This window comes from Pseudomonas sp. NFACC56-3 (assembly GCF_900100025.1).
Taxonomy (GTDB): Bacteria; Pseudomonadota; Gammaproteobacteria; order Pseudomonadales; family Pseudomonadaceae; genus Aquipseudomonas; species Aquipseudomonas fluorescens_AA.
In genome coordinates, this window is the sequence record NZ_FMTK01000001.1 from 219,765 (window position 1) to 245,012 (window position 25,248).

The 25,248-nt window shown below is 63.6% G+C and carries 22 protein-coding genes; 15 read left to right on the forward strand and 7 right to left on the reverse strand.

Going from position 1 to position 25,248, the window contains the following annotated elements:
- Window positions 1-5 precede the first annotated feature (5 nt).
- The 3 genes from BLO80_RS00855 (at window position 6) to BLO80_RS00865 (ending at window position 3,714) form a co-directional block, all read left to right on the forward strand.
- The gene (locus tag BLO80_RS00855; RefSeq protein ID WP_092326152.1) at window positions 6-1,025 is read left to right on the forward strand and encodes a substrate-binding domain-containing protein; all 1,020 of its coding nucleotides are present in this window, start codon (window positions 6-8) and stop codon (window positions 1,023-1,025) included.
- Between the two features lie 149 nt (window positions 1,026-1,174).
- Window positions 1,175-1,600, forward strand: a complete 426-nt coding sequence (locus tag BLO80_RS00860) for a YciI family protein (RefSeq protein ID WP_092326153.1) — start codon at window positions 1,175-1,177, stop codon at window positions 1,598-1,600.
- Between the two features lie 371 nt (window positions 1,601-1,971).
- Window positions 1,972-3,714: an OPT family oligopeptide transporter gene (locus tag BLO80_RS00865; RefSeq protein WP_092326155.1), complete on the forward strand. Its 1,743-nt coding sequence runs from the start codon at window positions 1,972-1,974 to the stop codon at window positions 3,712-3,714.
- 8 nt (window positions 3,715-3,722) lie between these two features.
- Here the strand turns inward: BLO80_RS00865 and BLO80_RS00870 are convergent, their stop codons facing one another.
- The gene (locus BLO80_RS00870) at window positions 3,723-4,625 is read right to left on the reverse strand and encodes a LysR substrate-binding domain-containing protein (RefSeq protein ID WP_092326156.1); all 903 of its coding nucleotides are present in this window, start codon (window positions 4,623-4,625) and stop codon (window positions 3,723-3,725) included.
- 157 nt (window positions 4,626-4,782) lie between these two features.
- Here BLO80_RS00870 and BLO80_RS00875 point away from each other — a divergent pair, with 157 nt between their 5' ends.
- Both BLO80_RS00875 and BLO80_RS00880 read left to right on the forward strand, forming a co-directional pair.
- Entirely contained in the window at window positions 4,783-7,851 is a 3,069-nt protein-coding gene (locus BLO80_RS00875) for a D-2-hydroxyglutarate dehydrogenase YdiJ (protein WP_092326158.1), read from the forward strand.
- Between the two features lie 201 nt (window positions 7,852-8,052).
- Window positions 8,053-9,258 (forward strand): DSD1 family PLP-dependent enzyme, encoded by a 1,206-nt coding sequence (locus tag BLO80_RS00880; protein ID WP_175459442.1) that lies wholly within the window; start codon window positions 8,053-8,055, stop codon window positions 9,256-9,258.
- 53 nt (window positions 9,259-9,311) lie between these two features.
- On the opposite strand, the gene BLO80_RS00885 is transcribed toward BLO80_RS00880, so the two are convergent.
- The gene (locus BLO80_RS00885) at window positions 9,312-10,532 is read right to left on the reverse strand and encodes a multidrug effflux MFS transporter (RefSeq protein ID WP_092326161.1); all 1,221 of its coding nucleotides are present in this window, start codon (window positions 10,530-10,532) and stop codon (window positions 9,312-9,314) included.
- 91 nt (window positions 10,533-10,623) lie between these two features.
- Between BLO80_RS00885 and BLO80_RS29815 the strand changes: the two genes are divergently transcribed.
- From BLO80_RS29815 to BLO80_RS00935, 10 genes are all read left to right on the forward strand, one after another.
- A complete protein-coding gene (locus BLO80_RS29815; protein WP_175459433.1) occupies window positions 10,624-10,779 on the forward strand; it encodes a hypothetical protein in 156 nt (51 codons plus the stop codon).
- 90 nt (window positions 10,780-10,869) lie between these two features.
- On the forward strand, window positions 10,870-12,288 hold the full coding sequence (locus tag BLO80_RS00895) for an LLM class flavin-dependent oxidoreductase (protein WP_092326164.1): 1,419 nt from the start codon (window positions 10,870-10,872) through the stop codon (window positions 12,286-12,288).
- A gap of 4 nt (window positions 12,289-12,292) precedes the next feature.
- Window positions 12,293-13,264 (forward strand): AMP-binding protein, encoded by a 972-nt coding sequence (locus tag BLO80_RS00900; RefSeq protein WP_092326165.1) that lies wholly within the window; start codon window positions 12,293-12,295, stop codon window positions 13,262-13,264.
- Window positions 13,261-14,031, forward strand: coding sequence for an ABC transporter ATP-binding protein (locus BLO80_RS00905; protein WP_072405043.1), 771 nt, complete (start codon window positions 13,261-13,263; stop codon window positions 14,029-14,031). Before BLO80_RS00900 ends, BLO80_RS00905 begins: the two co-directional genes overlap by 4 nt.
- On the forward strand, window positions 14,028-14,909 hold the full coding sequence (locus tag BLO80_RS00910; protein WP_092326167.1) for a branched-chain amino acid ABC transporter permease: 882 nt from the start codon (window positions 14,028-14,030) through the stop codon (window positions 14,907-14,909). Before BLO80_RS00905 ends, BLO80_RS00910 begins: the two co-directional genes overlap by 4 nt.
- Before the next feature lie 4 nt (window positions 14,910-14,913).
- Entirely contained in the window at window positions 14,914-15,978 is a 1,065-nt protein-coding gene (locus tag BLO80_RS00915; protein ID WP_092326168.1) for a branched-chain amino acid ABC transporter permease, read from the forward strand.
- A 105-nt stretch (window positions 15,979-16,083) separates the two neighbouring features.
- Entirely contained in the window at window positions 16,084-17,418 is a 1,335-nt protein-coding gene (locus BLO80_RS00920) for an ABC transporter substrate-binding protein (RefSeq protein ID WP_092326170.1), read from the forward strand.
- Window positions 17,419-17,483: 65 nt separating this feature from the next.
- Window positions 17,484-18,260: an ABC transporter ATP-binding protein gene (locus BLO80_RS00925; protein WP_092326171.1), complete on the forward strand. Its 777-nt coding sequence runs from the start codon at window positions 17,484-17,486 to the stop codon at window positions 18,258-18,260.
- 159 nt (window positions 18,261-18,419) lie between these two features.
- Window positions 18,420-19,652, forward strand: a complete 1,233-nt coding sequence (locus tag BLO80_RS00930; RefSeq protein ID WP_092326173.1) for an SfnB family sulfur acquisition oxidoreductase — start codon at window positions 18,420-18,422, stop codon at window positions 19,650-19,652.
- A 9-nt stretch (window positions 19,653-19,661) separates the two neighbouring features.
- Window positions 19,662-20,057, forward strand: coding sequence for a hypothetical protein (locus BLO80_RS00935; protein ID WP_092326174.1), 396 nt, complete (start codon window positions 19,662-19,664; stop codon window positions 20,055-20,057).
- Window positions 20,058-20,133: 76 nt separating this feature from the next.
- Here the strand turns inward: BLO80_RS00935 and BLO80_RS00940 are convergent, their stop codons facing one another.
- The 5 genes from BLO80_RS00940 to msuE all read right to left on the reverse strand — a co-directional run bounded on the left by BLO80_RS00940 (window position 20,134) and on the right by msuE (window position 25,159).
- On the reverse strand, window positions 20,134-20,982 hold the full coding sequence (locus BLO80_RS00940) for an amidohydrolase family protein (RefSeq protein WP_092326176.1): 849 nt from the start codon (window positions 20,980-20,982) through the stop codon (window positions 20,134-20,136).
- Entirely contained in the window at window positions 20,979-22,109 is a 1,131-nt protein-coding gene (ssuD, locus tag BLO80_RS00945) for an FMNH2-dependent alkanesulfonate monooxygenase (protein ID WP_092326177.1), read from the reverse strand. Before ssuD ends, BLO80_RS00940 begins: the two co-directional genes overlap by 4 nt.
- A 127-nt stretch (window positions 22,110-22,236) precedes the next feature.
- Entirely contained in the window at window positions 22,237-23,340 is a 1,104-nt protein-coding gene (locus BLO80_RS00950; RefSeq protein WP_092256295.1) for a sigma-54 interaction domain-containing protein, read from the reverse strand.
- A gap of 8 nt (window positions 23,341-23,348) precedes the next feature.
- Entirely contained in the window at window positions 23,349-24,536 is a 1,188-nt protein-coding gene (locus tag BLO80_RS00955) for an acyl-CoA dehydrogenase family protein (RefSeq protein ID WP_092326179.1), read from the reverse strand.
- A 59-nt stretch (window positions 24,537-24,595) separates the two neighbouring features.
- Entirely contained in the window at window positions 24,596-25,159 is a 564-nt protein-coding gene (msuE, locus tag BLO80_RS00960; RefSeq protein WP_092165460.1) for an FMN reductase, read from the reverse strand.
- Window positions 25,160-25,248: the final 89 nt, after the last annotated feature.

Below are 25,248 nucleotides of genomic sequence, written 5' to 3' on the forward strand. Positions count from 1 at the left end.
TTACGGTGTCTCAAGCGCAGGAAATGGTGGCCAAGGCCACCCTCGGCGCCGTTCCGTGGAGTGGCCCTGAATCCGGCCCGCCCGCCCAGCGTGGCAAGAGCATCGCCATTGTCGCAGAAGATATGCGCAACGGCGGCATTGTCGGCGTCGCCCAGGGCGCTCGCGAGGCCGCCAAGGCGATGGGCTGGACGCTGAGGGTATTCGATGGCGCTGGATCCGCGGCCGGGCGTGCAAAGGCCTTTGCCGATGCCCTGGCGGCGAAACCCGATGGGCTCATTCTCTGTGGCGCCGATGCCCTTGAAAACAAGGCAGCGCTGGCCGTCTTCGCCGACAAGGGCGTGCCGGTGGTGGGCTGGCACGCCGGGGAGCGCCCCGGGCCGATCGTTGGCACGCCGATGGCCATGAACGTCACGACCGACCCGCTGGAAGTGGCTCGCATCACGGCCATGGCGGCGGTGGCGCAATCGAACGGAAAGGCCGGGGTGGTGATCCTGACCGATTCCAGGTACAGCATCGCCATGGCGAAAGCCAAGGCCATGGAAAGTGTCATTCGGGCCTGTCGGGAGTGCTCGTTGCTGGAGGTGCGCGATGTCGCGATCTCCGAAAGTCGCGAGAAGATGCCGGCGATCACCACGGAACTGCTTCAGCGCCATGGCAAGCGTTGGACCCACACGCTGGCCATCAACGATATCTATTTCGACTATGCGGTTGCCACCTTGGCCAGCGCCGCGATACCCCGCGACGGTATCAGTCTGTTGTCTGCCGGTGACGGTAGCGCTTCGGCGTTCTTGCGCATACAGGAAAAAAACTACCAGACCGTCACCGTGGCCGAGCCGCTCAATGTGCATGGCTGGCAAGTGATCGATGAATTGAACCGGCTGATGGCAGGCCAGCCGGTGAGTGGCTTCGTGGCACCGGTTCACTTGGTCAATGCCGACAATATCACTTTGGACGGCGGGACGAAGCTGCTGTACGACCCAAGCAATGGTTATCGAGAGATCTATCGATTCCAGTGGAATCCCTGAGCGTTGGACATGACTCACGGCAGCCTGGGGCTTCCAGGCTGCCAACGATCCATCGAAAAATAATCGCGTCGAGCTGTCGATTTCGACCATTGCCATTCGATTAGTCCGTAGAGCCGCCACAAGGGTGGCCATTCTCAGGAGATACGAGCATGCGATTTATGGTGATCGTCAAGGCCAGTCCGGAGTCGGAAGCCGGAGAAATGCCCAGCGAAGAACTGTTGGCTGCCATGGGCGCCTACAACGAAGAGTTGGTCAAGGCCGGGGTGATGCTCGCCGGTGAAGGCCTGCATCCCAGTGCCGAAGGCGTGCGTGTGCAGTTTTCCGGCAAGAACCGGACTGTCGTCGATGGACCCTTTGCTGAGACCAAGGAGCTGATCGCCGGCTTCTGGATCTTCAAGGTCCAGTCATTGCAGGAGGCAATCGACTGGGTCACGCGCTGCCCGAACCCGATGGTCAGCGACAGCGAAATCGAAATCCGCCAGATCTTCGAACTCGAGGAGTTCGGCGAGTCCTTTACCCCCGAATTGCGCGAGCAGGAAGAGCGCTTGCGGGCGCAGATGGCCGGTCAATCGTGACGCCGACGACAGGAGAACCCAGCATGAGAAGCATCCCTTACCTGACCTTCAACGGCTGCTGCAAGGAAGCCTTTGCGTTTTACAAGGAGGTGCTTGGCAGCGCTCGCGACATGCCTCACTTCCTGCCCGTGGGTTGACGATTCTGGCAAGCACGCTTGCCAGGGTTTCCCTTTGGCATGTGAACCTTGCGCCAATACTGCGTTCAGTTATTGAGTGGCCGCTTTACATGACCCTGTGGGAGCGAGCTTGCTCGCGATGGCGGAGTGTCAGTCTCTATCCCTGTCACTGATCCACCGTCATCGCGAGCAAGCTCGCTCCCACAGGAGGGCAGTCTGATCTGGCGGCTGCGCCAGTGCCGATAAGGACTTCGCATGCACCCAACCTCATCCACAGTCCCCTTGAACGTCACAGTCGAACGCGAGCTCAGCCCGCGCGCGGTCAGTACGGGAATCGTCCTCGGTATCCTGCTGACACCCTCCAATGTCTACGCCGGGTTGAAAATCGGTTGGTCGTTCAACATGTCGATCATCGCCTTGCTGATCGGCTATGGCATCTGGCAAGGCCTGGCCAGTCGATCAGTGGGGCGACTGCCCTGGACGCTGCACGAAAGCAACATCAACCAGACGGTGGCTTCTGCCGCGGCGTCGATCATTTCCGGTGGGCTGGTCGCGCCCATCCCGGCCTACACCTTGCTGACCGGCCAGCAGTTGGATGCCATTCCCATGGTGGCCTGGGTCTTTTCGGTGAGTTTCCTGGGGATCTGGATCGCCTGGTACCTGCGACCCTCATTGCTCAATGACAAGGCGCTGAAATTTCCCGAAGGCATGGCCACCCTGGAAACGCTGCTGCATATCTACAACCACGGCCACGAAGCCGCGACGCGCTTGAAGGTGCTGCTCAGCGCCGCGCTGCTGTCCGGGCTGGTCAAGGCGGTCGACACCTTCATGTGGGCCATCCCGCGTTGGTCTCCGAGCGCTCAACTGGAGCGCCTGACCTTTGCCGCTGATCCTTCGCTGCTGTTGGTGGGGTTCGGCGGGATCATCGGTATTCGCGTGGGCCTGACCCTGCTGCTCGGTGCTGTGCTGGCGTGGGGCGGGTTGGCGCCGTGGCTGTTGGAACAGGGCCTGGTGCCGTTGCCGCACGGCAGCGCCGGCCCGCAGTTCGCGGCGCTGGTGGAGTGGTTGCTCTGGCCGGGGGTGAGCCTGATGGTCTGTTCGACCCTGGCCTCACTGGCGATTCGCTTGTGGGCATTGCACCGGTCCACCAAGGCGGGCGGCGGGGCGATCTGGACGATACCCAAGCCTGGGCCTGTCGCCGGTTTCGCACTGTCGATCATCCTGGTGGTCAGCCTGCAGGTGCTGTTGTTCGGTATCAACCCGTGGATGGCCTTGTTGACCATTCCCCTGGCGATCTGCCTGGCGGCGGTGGCCGCGCGGGTGGTCGGCGCCACGGGCATTCCGCCGATCGGGGCCATCGGGCAATTGTCCCAACTGAGTTTCGGCATCGTCGCCCCGGGGCAGGTGCCGATCAACCTGATGAGCGCCAACACCGCCGGTGGTTCGGCCGGGCAGTGCACCGACTTGATGAACGACTTCAAGGTCGGCCGGGCGATTGGCGCCACACCGCGCAAGCAATTGATCGCCCAGACCCTGGGCATTTTCATCGGTAGCATCGTCGGCGTGCAGGCCTATCTGGCCCTGATCCCGGACCCGCAAACCATGCTGCTCACCGAAGAGTGGCCGGCCCCGGCGGTCGCCACCTGGAAGGCCGTGGCACAAACCCTGACCCTGGGCCTGGACTCATTGTCAGCGAGCATTCGCTGGGCGATTTTCATCGGCGGTTTGGTGGGTTTGTTGTTGGGGATCCTCGACAGCCTGCTGCCGGCGCATCGGGCCCGCTACCTGCCGAGCACGGCGGCCCTGGGCCTGGCCTTCGTCCTGCCGGCCTCGGTGTCCCTGATGATGGCGCTCGGTGCGGTGCTGACGTGGCTGGTGAGCTGTCGCTGGCCGAGCCTCACGGAACGCTTCGCCATTACCGCGGCGGCGGGGTTGATTGCCGGGGAGAGCATTACCGGGGTGGGGGCGTCGTTGTGGCAGATGCTTGGCAATGGGTGAGGGCGACCTCAGTTATCAGGAAACGGCAACGACAGAAGCCAGGCACTGAAGGCCTTCAGCGCCGGCAGGTGTTGGTATCGGCTCGCGTAGACAAGGTAATAGCGGCGTCCGCTTTCCATCGGTTCAAACAGCGCAACCAGGTCGCCGCTCTTCAGTTCATCCTGGACCAGGATTTGTGGAACCAGCCCAATCCCGATTCCCGCCGACACGGCTTGGATCAGGTGGGCAGTCAGCTCGAAGCTCGGGCCGGATCGCATGTTACGGTGGTCGACGTTGTGCTTGTCGAACCAGTCCGACCAGACGCCTGGCCTTGATACGACGTTCAACAAGGCGTGTTCGGCAACGTTCGCCGGCGACATGGCCCGGTACTCGGGTAATGCGGTCGGGCTGGCGATCACCACCAGCTTCTCCGTGAGCAGCTGATGTGCAATGTAGCCAGGCCACTCCCCCGAGCCTGCGCAGATGATCGCGTTCATGTCGTGGGTGGAGGATTGAACGTCCTCGCGGATGATCCTCGAATGTATGTGCACCAGCAGGTCCGGGTGCCTGGCATAGAATTCATGCATCCGCGGCAGAAGCCATTTGGAACCCAGGGTTGGCAGCACGGCCAGGTTCAATGGGCCGCTGTCGCTCTTGTAGGCGATGGCCTGCAATGTTGCGCTTCGAATACGCCCCAGCGCGGCCGCCAGCTCGTGCTGATACAGCGCGCCGGCGGCGGTCAATTCAATCTTTCGGCCTTCGCGGCGGAAGAGTTCGATTTCAAGTTGCGCCTCCAGGGTCTGCACCTGTCGGCTGACGGCGCTTTGCGTCAGTGCCAACTCTTCCGCGGCCTTGGTGAAGCTGCAATGGCGTGCGGCGGCCTCAAAGGCAACCAGCAGCGACATCGAGGGCGTCAGTCGTCTAGGGTTCATTCATAAAGCTCATGCAAAAACAGCAGGAATTACGTTTGCCCCGACCGTCTAGGAAGGCAAGAATCATGAAAACCTTATGCAGCTGCTCGATACGTCCTGGACTGAGCATACGTAATGTGAATGCATAGATTAGCTTTTCAGCCTGTAGGAATACATCATGATTGCCCGGTTATCGCCTCCTGAACCCCAGAAAGCGACCTATGACGCTTTTCTGAATGCGCTCCAAGTGGCGGGGTTCCAAGGCGAGATTGCCCGCGACCATGGCGACCGGACGGTATTGGCCACCGACAATTCCATTTACCAGCGCCTGCCCCAAGCGGCGGTATTTCCCCTGGATGAACAGGACGTGATGATCCTGTCGCGCCTGGCCGCCGAACCCGCGCACCGTGCGGTCGTGCTCACGCCACGCGGTGGAGGCACCGGCACCAACGGGCAATCGCTCACCGATGGTGTGGTGGTCGACCTTTCCCGCCATCTGAACCACATCCTGGAAATCAACGTCGAGGAGCGCTGGGCCAGGGTACAGAGCGGTGTGGTCAAGGATCAGTTGAACGCAGCGCTCAAGCCCTACGGTTTGTTCTTTGCACCCGAGCTCTCGACGTCGAACCGCGCAACCATTGGCGGCATGATCAACACGGACGCGAGTGGCCAGGGGAGCTGCACCTACGGCAAGACGCGCGATCACGTGCTCGAGCTTTCGACGGTGTTGCTGGGCGGTGATCGTCTCACCAGTTCAGCCGTCGACGCCGCGCTGTTGCCGGTGCTGGTCGAACGCCAGGATCGGGTGGGGAAGGTCTACCAGTGCGCGGTGGACATCGCCGATACCCAAGCCGAGCTGATCAGGGACACCTTTCCGACACTCAACCGTTGCCTGACCGGTTATGACCTGGCCCATCTGCGCGAGCCCGATGGGCGCTTCAATCTGAACAGCGTTCTTTGCGGCTCCGAAGGGTCCCTGGGCTTCATCGTCGAGGCCAAACTGAACGTCCTGCCTATCCCGAAATACTCCATCCTGGTGAACGTGCGTTACGCCGGGTTCATGGATGCCTTGCGTGATGCAAAGGCGTTGATGGCAATGAAGCCGCTGTCGATCGAGACCGTGGACTCGAAAGTGCTGATGCTGGCGATGAAGGACATTGTCTGGCACGGCGTCGCCGAGTATTTCCCTGAAGACCCTGATACGCCGACGCTCGGGATCAATCTCATCGAGTTCAGCGGGGATGACGAGGCGGCGGTTGAGCAGCAGGTTCATGAGTTCGTTCGGCACCTGCAGCGCGATGCTTCCGTGGTCCGCTTGGGCCACACACTGGCCATCGGCGCCGATGCGCTCAAGCGTGTCTATGCGATGCGCAAGCGGGCCGTGGGGTTGTTGGGCAACGTCAAGGGCGAGGCCAGGCCCCAGCCGTTTGTCGAAGACACCGCTGTTCCACCCGAACACCTGGCGGACTTCATCCAGGCGTTCCGTGCGCTGCTCGATGGCCATGACCTGCAGTACGGCATGTTCGGTCACGTCGATGCTGGGGTCTTGCATGTGCGGCCGATCCTCGACATGAAGGACCCGGCCCAGGCCGCCTTGATCCGGCCGATTTCCGATGCGGTCGCGGCCTTGACGCAACAGTACGGCGGACTGTTGTGGGGCGAACATGGCAAGGGCCTGAGGTCGCAATACGTGCCCGATTACTTCGGTGATCTGTACCCCGCGCTGCAAGCGCTGAAAGCGGCTTTCGATCCATTCAACCAACTCAACCCAGGCAAGATCGCCACCCCGAACACGCTGCCCGGCGCTCGATTGACCCGCGTCGATGAAGTGGACATGCGCGGTGCCCTGGATCGCACCATCGATGAACGTGTCTGGCAAAGCTATGACACGGCGGTTCATTGCAATGGCAATGGCGCGTGCTACAACTTCGACCCTGATGACGCCATGTGCCCGTCCTGGAAGGCGACGCGCAATCGCATTCACTCGCCCAAGGGGCGGGCCTCGCTGGTTCGGGAATGGCTGAGGTTGCAGGGCGAGCAGGGTGTCGATGTACTGGCGGCCAGCGAACGGGTTCGAGGGGCTGGCGGGGCGCCGGGCCTTGCACGTCGGGCCGTGAATAGCCTGGCCCGGAAGATGGGGCAGCCGGATTTTTCCCATGAGGTCTACGAGGCCATGAGCGGTTGCCTGGCCTGCAAATCCTGCGCAGGCCAATGCCCTGTGAAAGTGAATGTGCCGGAGTTCCGCTCGCGTTTCCTTGAGCTTTATCACAGTCGCTACCTGCGTCCTCTCAAGGACTACCTGATTGGCTCATTGGAATACACGGTTCCGTATCTCGCCAAGATGCCGCGGCTGTACAACTTCGTGATGAGTGCCCGGCCGATCCGCTGGGGGCTCGAACGAGTCGCCGGGATGGTCGATAGCCCGCTGCTCAGCCTGGTGGATTTTGCCGCCGTGTGCCGGCGCTGGAACGTAGAGGTGGCAACTCCGCAACGCCTGGAAGCGCTTAGCGCTGAGCAGCGTGAGAAAAGTGTCATCCTCGTTCAGGACGCTTTTACCCGGTTTTTTGAAACGCCATTGCTCGTTGATTGGGTGGAGCTGATCTCGAGGCTGGGCTACCGAGTCTTCCTGGCCCCGTACGCGCCCAACGGCAAACCGCTTCAGGTGCAGGGTTTCCTGAAAGCGTTCGAGAAGGCCGCCAGCTTCAACGGCCAGACCTTGCTCAGCCTCCAGCGGTATCGAGTGCCGTTGGTGGGGCTCGATCCGGCGATGACCCTGGTCTATCGACAGGAGTATGCCAAGACACTGGATACCGGCAACGCTCCCCAGGTGTTGCTCGCGCAGGAGTGGCTGATGGATGCCCTGCCAGAAGATGCAGCAGTGGAGGAGGGAGAGCCTTACCACTTCCTGCCCCATTGCACGGAAAAGACCAATGAGCCGGGCAGCATCGGGCAATGGCAGAAGATTTTCCAGCGCATGGGCCTGACGCTTCACGTACAAGCCAGCGGCTGTTGCGGAATGTCGGGCACCTACGGGCATGAAACGCGAAACGCTGGAACGTCCGACACGGTCTACAGGCAGTCCTGGAAACCGCTCCTGCAGAAACTCAATCGGTCGGGCAGGGTGGTTGCCGATGGGTACTCTTGCCGCAGCCAGGTGAAGCGGCAAGAGGGTGTGACGGTGCTTCATCCCCTGCAGGTTCTGTTGGCGCGGGTGAAAGAGATAGGCACAGATCCCCTGTGGGAGTGAGCTTGCTCGCGAAGGCGGTGGGTCAGGCAATGAAGCATGGCCGCTAAAGCCCCCTTTCTGGCCTCGCATAACCTCAACGCTGGAGTAGCGCTGCCGTAACGTGCACCTGACTGCGCGCGAAGGAGCGTCCTGATGAACCGTAGAACCTTTATGCTCGGCACCGTGGGAGTGGGTGCGTTGATGGCAGGGGCGGGCGCGCTGTTGCGTCCGAGCGACCGGGGCAGTCCCTACAACGAGTACTTCCGCGCGCTGAACCAGGAGCTGAAGGTCCATGGGCCGATGCGGCCGGTGATGCTGATCGACCTCGATAGGCTCGATCACAACATCGATGTGGTCATGCAATCGGTCAAACGTGCCGGCAAACACTTGCGGCTGGTGGAGAAGTCCCTGCCGTCACCGGGGTTGTTGGCGTACATCGCCAAACGGACCGATAGCCAGCGGCTGATGTCGTTTCACCAGCCATTCCTCAATCAGGATGCGGTGACCTTTCCCGAGGCCGACCTCTTGCTCGGCAAGCCTTTGCCGGTGCGCTCGGCCGAGCTGTTCTACCAGACCCACAAGGGTACCTTTGACCCTTCCAGGCAATTGCAGTGGCTGCTCGACACCCCGCAGCGGCTGATGGATTACCTGGCGTTGGCACAGGGCCTGGGCATCCGGATGCGGGTCAATATCGAGCTGGATGTCGGCCTGCATCGCGGCGGAGTCGCTGACCAGGCGGTGCTCGGCGAGATGCTGAGGCTGATCAGTGCTCATCCGCAGCATCTCGAATTTTCAGGCTTCATGGGGTATGACCCGTTTGTCGGCATGGGCGTGCCCCGGATCCTCGGTTCGTCCCAGGCGTTGTTCGACCAGGTGATGGTCATTTACAACGGTCATGTGAACTACGTTCGTGAGCATTTTCCGGCGCTTTGGCACAACGGACTCACACTCAATACCGCCGGCAGCCCCAGCTACCGCATACACGAACAGGAGCGCTTGAGCAGCGAGGTCTCGGTGGGGACGGCGTTTCTCAAGCCGACGCATTACGACTTGCCATCGCTGGCCGAGCATGTGCCGGCGGCCTTTATCGCAACGCCGGTGTTGAAGAGCACCGGGGCGGTCAATTTTCCCGCTTTGGATGACAAGTCCCGCTTGTTCTCCTGGTGGAACCCGAATCAGCGCGGGACATTCTTCATCTATGGCGGCAACTGGATGGCCGAGTTCGAGTCCCCCTCGGGGCTGCAAAGTAACGAACTCTATGGTCGCAGTTCCAACCAGGAAATGGTCAACGGCTCACCGGCCGTGGGGCTGAACGTGGAAGACCAGGTGTTTTTACGGCCGACCCAGACTGAGTCCGTGCTGCTGCAGTTTGGCGACTTGCTGGCCGTGCGCGGGGGGAAGATCGTCGAAACCTGGCCGGTGTATTGACCGGCGCTTCACCGGCGCAATCCTCCATCGTGCTTGGCCGGTTAAACGGTCGCTCAAAGCCTGCCCCGCAACAGAAACAGCACCAGCGCCACCAGGCAGGCCGTCGCCTGGATTCCACCCAACGTCGTGACCGGTGCGAAGCTCAAGACCGAGGCCAGCCAGGTGGTCAGCGCAGCCGCGCCCATGGAGAGAAAACCCAGCAGTGCGGAGGCCATCCCGGCTTCTTTGCCGAAGGGGCCCATGGTGATCGCCGTGCCCAGCGGATTGGCCAGGCCCATGCCCCAAAGGAAAGTGACCATCGAGAGGGCATACCACCACAGGCCAGGCACGGCCGGACCTGCCAGAAGCAGCCCACCGCCGATCATGGCGCAGGCGATGCCCAGGAGTGTGATGACTCGAGCGCCATGACGATGGGCCAGGCGCGGGGCCGCCATGCCGGCCGCGAACACGACGAATACCGTAGAGGCGAAATACAGGCCGGTCTGCACCGACGTCAGGCCGATGCCTTGCATCAGGATGGCGGGCGCCGCCGCGAACGAGGCGAACAGGCCGCTCATCAGCAAGCTCATTGAGAGGGCGGGGAGGATGAAGCGCCTATCCAGTACCAATCGGCGATAGGCGAGCACCACGCTCTTGGCCGAGTGTGGCGCCCGGCGATCGGCGGGATGGGTTTCTCCGAGGTCGCGCACGTAGAAAAACGCCAGTACCACGGCGGCCAGTCCCACCAGGATGAAGATGGCACGCCAGCCGAGCGTGACGGCCAGCACGCTGCCGGCCAACGGCGAAAACCCCGGCGCCGCGGCGGTGGCGATCATCGTCAGCGACAGGGCGCGGGCGAGCGTCTCGCCTTCGAACAGATCCCGCGCGATGGCGCGCGACAGCACCGAGGCCGCGCACACGCCCAGCGCCTGCACGACGCGTCCGGCGATCAGCACATCGAGGGTGCTGGCCAGGCCGGCGATGACGGTGCCGACGACGAACACCGCCAAGCCGCCCAACACCAGTTTCTGGCGCCCGTAGCGGTCAGCCAGCGGCCCGACCACCAGTTGGCCCAAGGCGAATGTGATGAAGAAACTGGACAGCGTCAGGCCGAGCTCGCGAGCGGTCACGCCCAGGTCTTCACCGATCGCCGCAAACGCCGGGAGGATGATATTGGTGGAGAGCATGCTGATCGCCGCCAGGCCCGCGAGCAGCGCCACGACTTTGCCGGTCAATGGTTGTGTGGAGGCGTGCGGTTGCCTACCGGTGATCGCCAATGAAGGTCTGGCTTCCATACGTCATCTCCTGCGCGGGTGGAGGGCGTGCCTCAACCTGAGTCTGCGGCCCGTGGCGGTTCACATGATGGTCATAATATTTCGACCAAATATGATGGTCATCATCTCAGGCGTCAAGCTAAATATTGGTGGTTCGAGTTTCGTGACAGGAATCACCCGCGCACTGTCTGCCACCGGACAGTTGATCAACAAGGTTGTCACCATGCAGGCATTTTCTGTGAACGAATGCATGTCTAACTTGCTGTAAATAAAAGACTTATTACTTGGCATGAATCGTGTTGATAGAGCAATGAGAAGCACTCGGAAGGGGTGCTGAATCTATCGAGCAGGAGTTCCCATGCCACGTGAAATTCGATTGAATGCCTTTGAGATGAACTGTGTGGGTCACCAGTCGCCCGGTCTCTGGAGGCATCCCAAGGATCGCGCCTGGCAGTACAAGGACCTGGATTACTGGACCGACTTGGCCAAGCTGTTGGAGCGCGGCAAGTTCGACGGCATCTTCATCGCCGATGTGATTGGTATCTACGATGTGCTCGGTGGCAATGGCGATGCGGCCATCCGCCAGGCGACGCAAGTGCCGGTCAACGATCCCTTGGCGTTGATCACGCCGATGGCGCTGGTGACCGAACACCTGGGCTTTGGCCTCACCGCCTCGCTGACCTTCGAACACCCTTATCCCTTCGCCCGTCGCCTGTCCACGCTGGACCACCTGACCAAGGGGCGCATCGGTTGGAACATCGTCACCTCTTACCTCGACAGCGGGGCGCGCAACCTTGGGCAGAAAGCCCTGAGCGATCACGATGCGCGCTACGACTACGCCGACGAATACCTGGAGGTGCTCTACAAATTGTTCGAAGGCAGTTGGGAGGAGGGCGCGGTGGTGCGCGACCGTGAGCGCGGCATCTTCAGCGACCCGAGCAAGGTCCACGAGATCCGCCACCAGGGCAAGCACTTCCAGGTGCCGGGCATCCACCTCTGCGAGCCGTCGCCGCAGCGCACGCCGGTGCTCTATCAAGCGGGAGCGTCGAGTCGTGGCAAGGACTTCGCCGCCGGCCACGCGGAATGTGTGTTCGTTGCCGCACCGTCCAAGGTGATCCTGAAGAAGACCGTGGCCGATATACGCCGGCGTGCTGCCGAAGCCGGACGCGACCCACGCAAGGTGCTGATCTTCAACCTGCAGACGGTGATCGTCGACGAGACCGACGCCAAGGCGCAGGCCAAGTGGCGGGAACTGAAATCCTACAGCAGCTATGAGGGCGCGCTGGCGCTGATCTCCGGTTGGACCGGTATCGATTTCGGTCAATACCGGCCCGACCAGGTGCTCAAGCACATCCATACCAACGCCATCCAGTCGGCCGTGGAAACCTTTTCTACCGCCGACCCAGACAAGCAGTGGACCGTCCAGGAGCTGGCCGACTGGGTCGGTATCGGCGGCTTCGGCCCGTTGATTGTCGGCAGCGCGCAAACCGTGGCCGACGAGCTGCAGGCCTGGGTCGAGGACACCGATGTGGACGGTTTCAACCTGGCCTACGCCTTGGCCCACGAAACCTTCCGCGATGTGGTTGAGCTGCTGGTGCCCGAGTTGCAACAGCGCGGTGCGTACAAGACCGAATACCGCCCTGGCACCTTGCGCGACAAGTTGTTCGGCGACGGTCCGCGATTGCCCGCTAACCACCCTGGCGCCGGCTATCGGGACTTGAAGCGCCTCGCTCCGCGCAGCCGCCTCGCTGAACCGGCCCTGGCTGGTGAGGAGTAAGCGCATGAGTATCTACGAACTCAATTCGCCGCTGCTCGACCGAGTGACGGACAGCGCCCTGGCGGCCTTGCAACGCTGGGCCAGGGAACGACCGACGCAGATCGCCCTGCGCCATCGGCGCCTCGGTCTCTGGAAGGCCTGGCGTTGGATCGATGTGCAGCGCGAGGTCGAGCGTGTGTGCGATGGCTTGCGCCAGCAGGGCTTCGCCCCTGGCGCGCGGCTAGCCCTCAGTGGTGCCTTCGAGCCGAGCCTGCTGATCCTGGCACTGGCCGCGCGCCAACTGGGTGGGCACAGCGTGGTGATCGACCGCGACAGCCGGGGTGAGGATCTACAACGTCAGTTACGCCTGACCCGCCCGGCGTTCGCCTTTGTCCAGCGCCGCGAAAGCGTGTCGCACTGGCTGCAGTGCGGCCTGGATGAGGAGTGGCCGCTGCGGCTGTATTCGGCCCAGGTCAACATAGCGAATCGGGGTCTGTGGCAGGTGCAGTCGCTGTCGGTGCTGTTCGTCACCGAGGCACCGAGCGCGCAACGCCAGGGCTGGGCCCAGGTCGCCGAGGACGCGGTGGTGTGGGTCGATGAAGGCACCGAGTGGCGCGATGGCCTGGCCCACTTGTTCAGTCGCTGGCCGGAGGACGGCGAAGGCTTGGCGTTTCCGGAAACGCGCGAGTCAGCCAGTCGCGATCGTCGCGAGATCGCCCCCACGGCCTTATTGCTGTCCGCGGTGCGAGTCGAATCCCTGGCGGCGGAAATCGAAGCTCGCCTGCCACTTCCAGGCAGTTGGCGCCGACGCCTGTGCGAATGGACCCTGGACGATCCGCGGCGTGGCCTGCGACGTTGGCTCAAGGCGCGGGTACGGCACCTGCTCGGCTTCCAGCGGCTGCGCCGGATCGAAGTGCCGAGCGCGCCCGCAGACGCGGTGCTGCAAGGCCCGGCACGCCAAGCGTGGTTGCGGGAGTACCTGGAGCGAGCGGCATGAGTGCGCTGCTGGAGGTGCGCAACGTGTCGCTGTCGTTCCAGGGCGTGAAAGCGATTTCCGACCTTTCGTTCAGCGTCAAGCTTGGCGAGATCTGCGCGCTGATCGGGCCGAACGGCGCGGGCAAGAGTTCGCTGCTGAACATCCTCAACGGCGTCTACCGGGCCGACGCCGGCCAGTTGTTCTTCGCCGCCGAACCGTTGCGTCGCCCGCATCCGCTGAAAGCGGCGCGACTCGGTATCGGTCGGACGTTCCAGAACAATGCGCTGTTCAAGAAAATGAGCGTGGTGGACAACCTGCTCACCGGCCTGTCGCGCTTCCAACGGACGTTTTTTCTCGAGCAGGCCTTGGGTTTGCCGCGTGCCCGGCGCGAGGCGCGGGCGTTCGCCGAGCGTGCCGAGCGGGTGCTGGAATTCCTCGAGTTGCAGGCCTGGCGCGACGTCGCCGTGGGCAGCCTGGCCTACGGCCTGCAGAAACGCGTGGAGCTGGGCCGGGCATTGATCGCGCAGCCGACGCTGCTGTTGCTCGACGAGCCGATGGCCGGCATGAACGCCGAGGAGAAACAGGACATGAGCCGCTTCATCGCCGATATCAATCGTGATCTTGGCACCACGGTGATTCTCATCGAGCACGACATCCAGGTGGTCATGGGCTTGTCCAGCCATGTGGTGGTGCTGGATTACGGACGCAAGGTCGGCGACGGCTCGCCGGCCGAAGTACAGGCCAATCCCGATGTGATCGCTGCCTATCTGGGGACGCCTCGCCCATGAATTTCTTTCTGGAAACCCTGATCGGCGGGCTGCTGGCCGGCACCTTGTATTCGCTGGTAGCCATCGGTTTCGTGCTGATCTACAAGGCCAGCGGCGTGTTCAATTTCGCCCAGGGCGCCATGCTGTTGTTCGCCGCGCTGACCTTCGTCAGCTTGCGCGAACAGGGCCTGTCCTTTGCCCTGGCGTTGCTCCTGACGGTGTTGGTGATGGTCGTCGGTGCGCTGCTGATCGAGCGCCTGGTATTGCGGCCGTTGGTCAACCGTTCGCAGATTACCCTGTTCATCGCCACCCTCGGCCTGTCGTTCATTATCGAAGGCCTGGCCCAAGGCTTGATGGGCGCCCAGGTGCGCGCGCTGGACCTGGGCATCGAGGACGTCCCGCTGTTCGTCGGCGAGATCATGATCAGCCAGTTCGACCTGATCGCCGCCGGGGTGTCCGCGCTGACCGTGGCGGTGCTGGCCCTGCTGTTCAACAAGACCCGCATTGGTGTTGCCCTGCGCGCCGTGGCCGACGACACCCGTGCAGCGCTGTCGCTGGGCATCAACCTCAACCGCATCTGGCAGATCGTCTGGGCCGTGGCCGGGGTGGTCGGGCTGGTCGCCGGGCTGCTCTGGGGCGCGCGCCAGGGCGTGCAGTTTTCGCTTTCGCTGGTGGTGCTCAAGGCGTTGCCGGTACTGATCATCGGGGGCTTCACCTCGATTGGCGGGGCCATCGTCGGCGGGCTGATCGTCGGTGCCGCCGAGAACCTCGCCGAGGCCTATATCGGCCCGCTGATCGGCGGCGGCATCACGCCCTGGTTCGCCTATTTCCTCGCCTTGATCTTCCTCTACATCCGACCGGCCGGCCTGTTCGGCGACCGGATCATTGAACGGGTATGACGCCATGACCGCTACTGTTCCGCGCCTGACTGCCAGCTTCGACGAGGCGCCCCTGACCCTGGTGCGCCGGCGCTGGCGGCCGGGCTTGCTGCTGTTGTTGCTGGTGGCCTTTGTCGGCCTGCCGTGGCTGGGCAACGACTATTGGCTCAACGCGATCCTGATTCCGTTCCTGGTGCTGTCGCTGGCCGGCCTGGGGTTGAACCTGCTGACCGGCTACACCGGCCAGACGTCGGTCGGCGCCGCCGGCTTCATGGCGGTGGGCGCGTTCGCCACCTACGGCCTGCTGCTGCGCGTACCCGGATTGCCGCTGCCACTGGCGCTGATCGGCGGTGGTTTGATCGCCGGGCTGGTGGGGTTGCTGTTCGGCATCCCCAGCTCGCGGATCAAGGGCTTCTACCTGATGGTCACGACGCTGGCCGCGCAGTTCTTCCTGGAGTGGGTGTTCGCCAAATTCCCCTGGTTCTACAACTACGCCTCGTCCGGCACCATCAGCGCCCCACGACTGGAGCTGTTGGGCCATAACCTGACCACCCCAGTCGGTCGCTACCTGTTGACCCTCAGTTGCGTGGTACTGCTGACCTGGATAGCGGCCAACCTGGTGCGCAGCCAGGTCGGCCGTAACTGGATGGCGATCCGTGACATGGACACCGCTGCCGCCGTGATCGGCATTCCTGTGGAACGCTACAAGCGCCTGGCCTTCGCGGTCAGTTCCTTCTACCTGGGCATCGCCGGGGTGCTCTGGGCGTTCGCCTACCTGGGCACGGCCAGTGCCGGCAGCTTCGACATCAACCGCTCGTTCCAGATTCTGTTCATCATCATTATCGGCGGCATGGGCAGCATCGCCGGCAGCTTCATCGGCGCGGCCTTCATCAGCCTTGTGCCAATCCTGCTCAGCCATGCCGGGCTATGGCTGTTCAACGGCAACGTCGACGCCGGGCAGTTGCAGAACCTGCAGAAGGTGCTTTTCGGCGGCCTGATCATCTGGTTCCTGATCAAGGAGCCGGAAGGGCTGGCCCGCCTGCTTGGTGACTTGCGCGAACGCATCAGGGTCTGGCCGCTGCGGTTCTGAGCGCCGACCCACGACCCAACAGACCTTGACCCGACCCAGGGAAAGGAGGTTTCCAACCGCCGGCCGTCATGACGCGGCCAGGCACTCAAACCGAGAAAGACAATCATGCATGCAACCTTCAAACGTCGTCTCGCCGCCATCGGCCTGGCACTCGGCGCCTGCGCGGCGCTGGTACCGGCTGCCCAGGCGGCCAACGAACAATTCTTCCCCCTGGCCACCTACCGGGTCGGCGCCTATGCCTCCAGCGGCATTCCGGTGTGGGCCGGAATGATCGACTACCTGCGCTACATCAACGAGGTGGAAGGTGGCATCAACGGCGTCAAGCTGGTCTGGCAGGAGTGCGAGACCGAATGGACGGCGGAGAAGGGCATCGAATGCTACGAGCGCTTCAAGAACGGTCTCGATGGCGCGCCGGTGGCGGTCTATCAGCCCAACGGCGCACCGGCTGCCTACGCCCTCGCGGACAAGGCCGAGGCCGACAAGATTCCCTTGATCACCCTTGGCTATGGCCGTACCGAAGCCACCGACGGCAGGGTGTTCCCCTATAACTTCCCGGCCATGCTGACGTTCTACAGCGAGGCCTCGGCGTTCATCAACTACGTGGCCGAGCGGGAGGGCGGGTTGGACAAGCTCAAGGGCAAGAAAATCGCCACCGTCTACCACGACTCCGCCTACGGCCGGGAAACTCAGGGGCCGTTGGCGTTGCTGGCGCAGAAGTACGGCTTCGAGAACATCCAGATCGCGGTGGCCGATCCGGGTAACGAACAGGCCGGGCAGTGGCGCCAGGTGCGGCAACTCAAGCCGGACTGGGTGTTCCTGCGGACCTGGGGCGTGTCCACGCCGGTGGCGATCAAGACCGCGGCACGTTTCGGCTACCCGGTGGAACGCATCGTCGGCGACATCTGGGCCAGCTCCAACGAAGACGTGCTACCGGCCGGTGAGGCGGGCAAAGGGTATCTGGCATTGACACCCTATCCGGGCGGCGCCGACTTCGACATCCACCAGCGTATCCGCCAGCACATCCTCGATACCGGCAAGAGCGACCTCAAGGATCCGAAGAGTTTTGGCAGCGTCTACTACAACTCCGGCCTGGTGAATGCCGCCATTGCCGTCGAAGCGATCCGCACCGGGCAGAAGCATTTCGGCAACCGTCCGCTCAACGGTGAGGAAGGTCGCTGGGGCCTGGAGCATCTCGACCTCAACGATGCGCGCCTCAAGGAAATCGGTTTTCTTGGGCTGATGCAGCCGTTGCGGTTGTCCTGCAGCGACCACGAGGGCGGCGGGGCGGCCAAGGTGCAGCAATGGGACGGCCAGCAGTGGAACCTGATCACCGACTGGGTCCAGGCCGATCGCGCCACGTTGCGCCCGTTGATCGATGCCAAGGCCGCCGAATACGCGAAAGAGAAGGGCGTGACCCCTCGCGATTGCGCGGCGCAGTGACCCTGCACACGGCTCGGCAAATCGAAACGCAACCGGGCGCGACTGCGCCCAAGGAGTAGGGAACCATGACCCTTGCGGCCCTGGCGGGCGCCGAAAGCAGCGAGTTGCTGGCGGTGCAAGACATCGAAGTGATCTACGACGGCGCGATCCTCGCCGTGGCCGGGGTTTCCCTGCGGGTCGGACAGGGCGATATCGTCGCCCTGCTCGGCGCCAACGGCGCGGGCAAGAGCACTACGCTCAAGGCCATTTCCGGGCTGGTCCAGGCCGATCGGGCGCAGGTCAGCCGTGGGCGGATTGTCTTCCAGGGACAGGACACCGCCGGGGTTGCGGCCAATCTGCTGGCCCGCCAAGGCATCGTCCATGTGCTGGAGGGGCGGCATGTGTTCGCCCACCTGAGCGTCGAGGACAACTTGCGCAGCGGCGGCTTCCTGCGCAAGCCGACGCGCCGGGAGCTGGAGCAGGATCTGGAACGGATCTACGCCTGGTTCCCGCGGTTGAAGACCAAGCGCAAGACCCAGGCCGGGCTGACCTCGGGCGGCGAGCAGCAGATGCTTGCCATCGGCCGGGCCTTGATGACCCAGCCTCGACTGGTGCTGCTCGATGAACCCTCGATGGGGCTGGCGCCGATTCTCGTCGAAGAGATTTTCGCCATCGTCGCGCAGCTCAATGCTCAGGAGGGCGTGAGCTTTCTGGTGGCCGAGCAGAACATCAATGTCGCCCTGCGCCATGCCAGCTACGCCTACATCCTGGAGAACGGGCGGGTAGTGGGCGAGGGCGACGCCACTGAGCTGGCGGCGCGGGAAGACCTCCAGCATTTTTACCTGGGTGGCAAGGCTCGCTGAGGAACTGTTCGCTGGGCAACAGTTCACCGACAGTTTGCCGCTCGCGGGGCTTTCAAACGTTCCCGGGTATTTCTTCAAGTAATTGAATATAAAGCGTTTTTAATGTTGGTACGGGCTGTGCTTTAACGCTGGATGAACCCGTTATGCATGGAGTAGCACATGACCGCCTCACCGTCTTTCGATCTGCCTGGACAGGCCCATCCGGCACCGCGCAGTCCGGCTCACATTATCCGTAGCGACGCCGAGGCCATCGAGGTGGCCCAGCGCCTGGCCGAGGATTTCGCCCGCGAGGCGGCCTTGCGCGACCGCGAGCGACGGCTGCCCTGGGAAGAACTCGAACGTTTTTCCGCGAGCGGGCTGTGGGCGATCCGTGTGCCGAAGGCCTACGGTGGCGCCGAGGTGTCCTATGCCACCCTCAGCGAAGTGATCGCGATCATTTCCGCTGCCGATCCGTCCCTCGGCCAGTTGCCGCAGAACCATTTCGGTGTGCTCAGCAACCTCAGCCTGACCGGCAGCGAGGAGCAGAAGCGCCACTACTACGCCAAGGTGCTGCAGGGCTATCGTTTCGGCAACGCCTTTTCCGAAGCGCGCAGCCAGTATGTCACCACCTTCCAGACGCAGATCCGCTTCGACGGCGACACGGCCGTACTCGACGGCGAGAAGGCCTACTGCACCGGTGCGTTGTTCGCCCACATCGTGCCGGTCGCCGGGGTGGACGAAGCGGGGCACGTGCATATCGCCTTCGTTCCACGGGATGCGGCGGGCCTGACGGTGATCGACAGTTGGGACGGCTTCGGTCAGCGCATCACCGCCAGTGGCCAGGTGCGCATTGAAGGTGTACGGGTACCGGTGAGCGACGTGGTGCCGGCCTGGAAGGCCTATGACCAACCCACCTCCGATGGCCCGATCTCGCAAATCATTCAGGCTGCGGTGGACACTGGTATCGCCCGGGGCGCGTTCGCCGAGACCTTGCGCGTAGCACGCCAGGCGCGGCCATGGGTGGACAGCGGGCTGCAACACGGCTGGCAGGACCCGCTTGGCCAGGCGCTGATCGGTGAGTTGGCCTGGCGCCTGCAAGCGGCCGAAGCGATTCTGCGTCGCGCGGCGCACGCGGTCGACCGGGCCGTCGCCGAGCCCAGCGAGGAGCGGGTCGCTGAAGCTTCGGTGATTGTCGGCCAGGCCAAGGTGCTGTCCACCGAGATTTCCCTGGAGGCTTCCAGCCGTCTGTTGGAGTTGGGCGGCACCCGCAGCGTCTCGGCCAGCCAGGGGTTGGACCGGTTCTGGCGCAATGCGCGGACCCACACCCTGCACGATCCGGTGCGCTGGAAATATCACTTGGTCGGCAATCAACTGCTCAACGGCATCCAGCCGCAACGTCATTCCTGGAACTGAGGTATCGCCATGTCCAACTTACATTCCCCAGGCCGTAGCGACCTGGCCCATGCTCGGCATGTCGAGGTGGCGCTGATCGACTATCTGCGTGCGCAAAGTGCCCGCCACGAAGCGCTGGTGATCGCCGCCGTCGGCGAACTGCGCATCCGCATCGACGCTGCTGACGCCTTGCTGGAATACGCCGATGAGTCCCAGTCGGCCGCCATTGCCTTTCGCTTGGCTGCCGCGGAGGCGGTGCGCCTGGCGGGTGACGTGTACTTCGAACTGGCCGGCAGAAGCCTGCCGCGGCCCCTGCCACACAGCGCCGAACCGGTATTGCCGACCCAGCGTCGACTGCTGGGCGACCACTACCTCAACGGCGCCGCGTTGGCCGACGAGCAAGAAGGGCGCCTGGCTGCGGGATAGGCGATGGATCGGCCAGGCAACGTGATGAAATCGGGGAGTGCCGGAGTGCTCCCCGGGAAACAGAGCCGACGCCGGCTCAAGCCAGCCCAAACACCCTGCGCGCGTTACCGTGGAAGAACTTCTCCAGCACCTCGTCTTTCAGCCCCAGTTGCAGGGCGTCTTCGATGCTTTGACGGATCGGTCGGAAGGTGTAGGAGGAGCCGAACAGCAACTGGTCGGCCAGGTAGCCGTTGGCCGCTTGCACGTAACCCTCGCTGCCCGGCTGGAACAGGTACATGTCCGGCACCAGGTGAATGTTTTCAAAGCGGAAAGCAACGCCGAGGGCCTGCTGCACGTTGGGCCAGTAGCCGTGGTAGACGACGATCGTCAGCTCCGGGAACGCACGGGCTACGGCCGCCAGGCGTGCCGGGTCGTTGTAGCTCGGGTCCGGGGTGGTCGGCCCGCTCATCAGGAACAGCGGGATACCGCGCTTTTGCAGGTGTTCGTAGAGCGGCCAGTACAGCGTATCGTCGGGGTGCCGGGCCGGCTCGGCGAAGCCCGGTTCCAGGTCGATGCCGGCCAGGCCCAGGTGATCGATCGCCCGATCTATTTCCGCCAAGGCGCCTTCGACTCCTTGTAGCACCGGCTCTACCGAACCGATGCCGATCAGCTCGTCGTGACCCCGAACGATTTCATGGATGCGCTCATTCGGCAGGTGCTGGCTCGGTGTGTGGCGGCCCACCACCACGGCTTTGTCCAGCCCGGCGTCACGCACCTCGGCGAGAAAACCCTCCGGTGTCAACGAACGTTCGAAGTGATCGTCCGGGCCGCGGGTGCCGACGCGCCGGTTGAGCCAGCGCGCCACGGCGTGTTCGGGCGAGCCCGGTACCCCGCCGAAGAATGGGTGCAGGTAGGCCGGGCGACAACGCAGGTCGATGACGTTCATGCGACTTTCTCCTTGCCGGCGCGAACGTCGAAGGCGCCGCCAGTGAAGGCGCCTTCCACGGTGACCTTGCCCTTGCCCGGCAAGAGCGGGAACACCAGTTCGGCGAAGCGATAGGCCTCTTCCAGGTGCGGGTAACCCGAGAGGACGAAGCTGTCGACGCCCAAGTCGGCGTATTCCAGCAGACGTGCGGCGACGGTTTCCGGATCGCCGACCAGTGCCGTACCGGCACCGCCGCGCACCAGGCCGACACCGGCCCAGAGATTGGGCGCCACTTCCAGCTTGTTGCGGTCGCCGCCGTGCAACGCGGCCATGCGCCGCTGGCCTTCGGAATCCATCTTGACGTAGTTGGCCTGGGCTGCGGCGATGGTGGCGTCGTCGAGGTGGCTGATCAACTCGTCGGCAGCGGCCCAGGCGGCTTCGCTGGTTTCCCGCACGATCACGTGCAGGCGCACGCCGAAGCGCACGCTGCGGCCATGCCTGGCGGCACGAGCGCGCACGTCGGCGATCTTCTCGGCCACGGCCGCCGGCGGTTCGCCCCAGGTCAGGTAGGCATCGACATGCTTGGCTGCCAATTCGTGGGCGGCCTCTGATGAACCGCCGAAGTACAGCGGCGGGTGGGGGTGTTGTACCGGCGGGAAGAAGTTCTGGGCGCCACGCACTTTCAGGTGCTTGCCGTCGAAGTCGACGGTTTCGCCCTGGAGCAGGCGACGCCAGATGGTCAGGAACTCATCGGAGGCGGCATAGCGCTCGTCGTGCGTGAGGAACACTCCGTCGGCTTCCAGTTCGGTGGCGTCGCCGCCGGGTACGACGTTGAGCAGCAGGCGGCCACCACTGGCCTGATCCAGGCTGGCGGCCTGGCGCGCCGACGCCGTGGGGTTGCCCAGCGAGGTGCGCAGCGCCACCAGCAGCTTGATGCGCTGGGTCACCGGAACCAGGCTGGCGGCGGTCACCCAGGGATCCAGGCAACTGGCCCCGGTGGGGATCAGCAGGCCATCGTAGCCGAGCTGATCGGCGGCCACGGCGATCTGGCGCATGTAGGCATTGGTCGCCGGTCGGCCACTGTCGGAGTGTCCCAGGTAACGAGTGTCGCCGGAGGTGGGAAGGAACCAGAAAATATCCAGGCTCATGAGGTTCGGTCCTTGTGCGGTTGGGCGTATGGAAGGGCGCATGGGCCCTTCCGGCATCGCAACGCTTGGCATATTGGGGCGTTGTCGGTCACCCACGGGGGCGCCGCATCGCCTGGTTTTATTGTGCTCAGATCGACAGTTGCAGCGCCCGATCCGGGCGTGTGTGGGTGTCCGGGCGACGTCGATTGACCACCAACTCGCCAATGGCGATCAGGCGTGCTCGCGTGACGTTGCGACTCAGGCCCAGCAAGCTGGCGGTGCGCACCTGGTTGCAGTGGCAGAAGCGGTAGGCGGCGCGCAGTAGGCTGTCTTCAACCTTCTCGTGGAGGCCGCCAGCCTGTTCTTCGAACAACCGGTGGAACGTGCGCAACAGTTGTTCGTCGGCGCTCTCGCCGAGGGCGGCCTGCGGTGGCTCCTGGCGCTCGATGCGCAGGGACGACAAGCGCAAGTCGTCTTCCTGCACCAGACCGTTGCGGCACACCAGCAGGGTGTGGTGGATGACGTTCTCCAGTTCGCGGATGTTGCCCGGCCAGCTGTAGCCCGCCAGTTTGCGCTCGGCTCCGGAAGTCAGGCGCACTTCGCCGTAGCCCAGGCGGTTGCAGTAGGTCTTGATGAAGTGACGGGTCAGCGGCAGGATGTCGCCGGGCCGTTCACGCAACGGATAGAGTTGCAGGCTGACCACGTCGAGACGGTAGTACAGGTCTTCGCGGAAGTGGCCGGCGCCGATGGCCTTGTCCAGCTGCACGTTGGTGGCAGCGACCACTCGCACGTTGATCGGGATGCTCTTGCGCGAGCCCAGGCGCACCACCTCGCGCTCCTGCAGCACCCGCAGCAGCTTGACCTGGATGGCCATCGGCAGGTCGCCGATCTCGTCGAGGAACAGTGTGCCGCCGTTGGCTTCCTCGAACCAGCCGGCCTTGGCGGTGAGGGCGCCGGTGAAGGCACCTTTCTCGTGGCCGAACAGCTCCGCCTCCACCAGCGATTCGGAAAAAGCCCCGCAGTTGACGGCGACGAAGGGCCCGGCGCGACGGCCGCTGAGGTTGTGGATGTGACGTGCGACCAGCTCCTTGCCCGTGCCGGTCTCGCCAATGATCAGGACGCTGGCCTCGCTGGGGGCGACCTGTTGCACGTGGGCGAGCAGCGCCTGCGATCTAGGGTCTTCGAAGACCTGTGCGGTCGCCCGGATCGAGGTAGCCAGTGTCGGCGAAGGGGGGAGAGTCAGCAGTTGCATGGGCATCCCTATGAGTAGAAGGAGGGGGTGGGGCGCGTCTGGTTCAGTGCCCATTCACCCAGTTCGTGGAGTTTGTAATCCACGGGGTCGTGCAGGCTCTGGGTGCGCAGGTTGCGCCAATGGCGATCCAGGCGCAGCGAAGCATGGGTGGCGCGGGCGCCGGTGACTTCGAACAGGCGGCTACAGATATCCAGGCCGGTGCGTACGGCGGCGACTTTGGCGGTGGCGATGGACAGCGCCAGTTGGGCACGCTCCTCGGCACCCAGGGCGTGGCCCTTGTGCCAGGCCTCATCCAACTGGTCGGCGGCGCGTTCCACCAGCAGTCGCACACTTTCCAGGCCAACCCAGAACTCGCCGTAGTGGCGCAACACATAAGGGTCTTCGCTGACATGCTGGGCCTTGGAACGGAACCACGGACGGCCTTCCTTGAGGGTGTATTGCCGGGCTTCTTCCAGGGCCCCTTCGGCAATACCGAGGAAAATGTGGGAGAAATGCAATTGTGCGATCAGCGGGCGCAGGCAGGCGAAGGGCGTACTCAGGGGGCCGGGGTCGAGCAGCAATTCGTTCTCTTCCACCCGCACCCGTTCGAAAGTGGCACTGCCGCTGTCGGTCTGGCGTTGGCCCATATTGTCCCAATCGCCGTGCAGGGTGATGCCGGTGCGGCCACTGGGGATCGCGGCGATCAGCAGTTTGCCGCCAGCGCTTTCGTCGATGGCCGAGGCGATCAGCATTTCCGAGTCGCTGGCACCGGAGCAGAAGCTCTTCTTGCCGGAGAATTCGCGCCAGCCGTCGAAGGTCTTGACCACGGTACGGGTGTCCAGTGGGTTCAGCGCGTTGCCCCAGAACCAGTTCTTGCGGGCGGTCTGTTCGAACCAGGGTTGCCACTGATCAGGGCGCGAGAACAGGCGCACGGTGGCCAGCATCAGGTGCTGAAAACCGAAGACGTGGGCGATGGAGCTGTCCACCTTGGCGAACTCGCGCACCACGCCAAGGGTTTCGCTCCAACTGGCCCCGAGGCCACCGAACTGGGTGGGAATGCTCAAGGCCAGCAGACCGCTCTGGCGTATGGCGTCGCGTTGCAGCTTGGGCGTGCCGCCGGCCTCGTCGCGCTCGACGGCGGTTTCGGCGAACTCCGCAGCCAGGCGGCGGGCGGTTTGCAGCGGCGTCAGCACGGTGGGTTGTGGTTGGATTCTCATGCGATGTCCCTCGCAAAAACGCCTTCCAGGCAGATGCAATCGTGATTCATGCGGGCTCCTCAGGCGATCTTGCGCAGGGCGTGCGCCTGGCCGGCAAACAGGCGAGCGGCGCGTGCGGCCGCCAGCTCGATGCGCGACTGCAAGGCCGCGTTGACGATGCGGTAGTCGGCGAAATCGGTCTCGCTGGCGTACACGCCGATGGGCAGGGTGAGTGACTGGAAGAAGCTGAACAGCGGGCGCAACTGGTGATCGAGGACCAGGGCATGGCGTTCGCTGCCACCGGTGGCGGCCAGCAGTACCGGCGTGTTGATCAGCGCGTCCTGGCCGACCAGATCGAACAAATGCTTGAACAGGCCCGGATAGGTGCCGCGATAGACCGGCGCGGCCACCACCAGCAAATCGGCAGACTCGATCAGGCGCAGTTCGTGCTCGACGGTTTCCGGCAGTTCCTTGCGCCACAGCGCACTGCCCAACGGACGGGCAATGTTGCCCAGTTCGATCAAGTGGGGGTCGATGACCAGATGCTGACCGAGCTCGCCCAGGATGGCTTCGGTCAATGCCAGTGTGCGCGAGGGGCGGGCGGTACCGCCGGAGACGGCGACGACTTTCAGTGGAGTGCTCATCCTAGGTGTTCCTGTTGGACTGTTGATCGAGGTACATAGGCTTGAGCAAGGGCCGTACCAACGCGAAAAGCCCAGCGTTTACTGGGCTT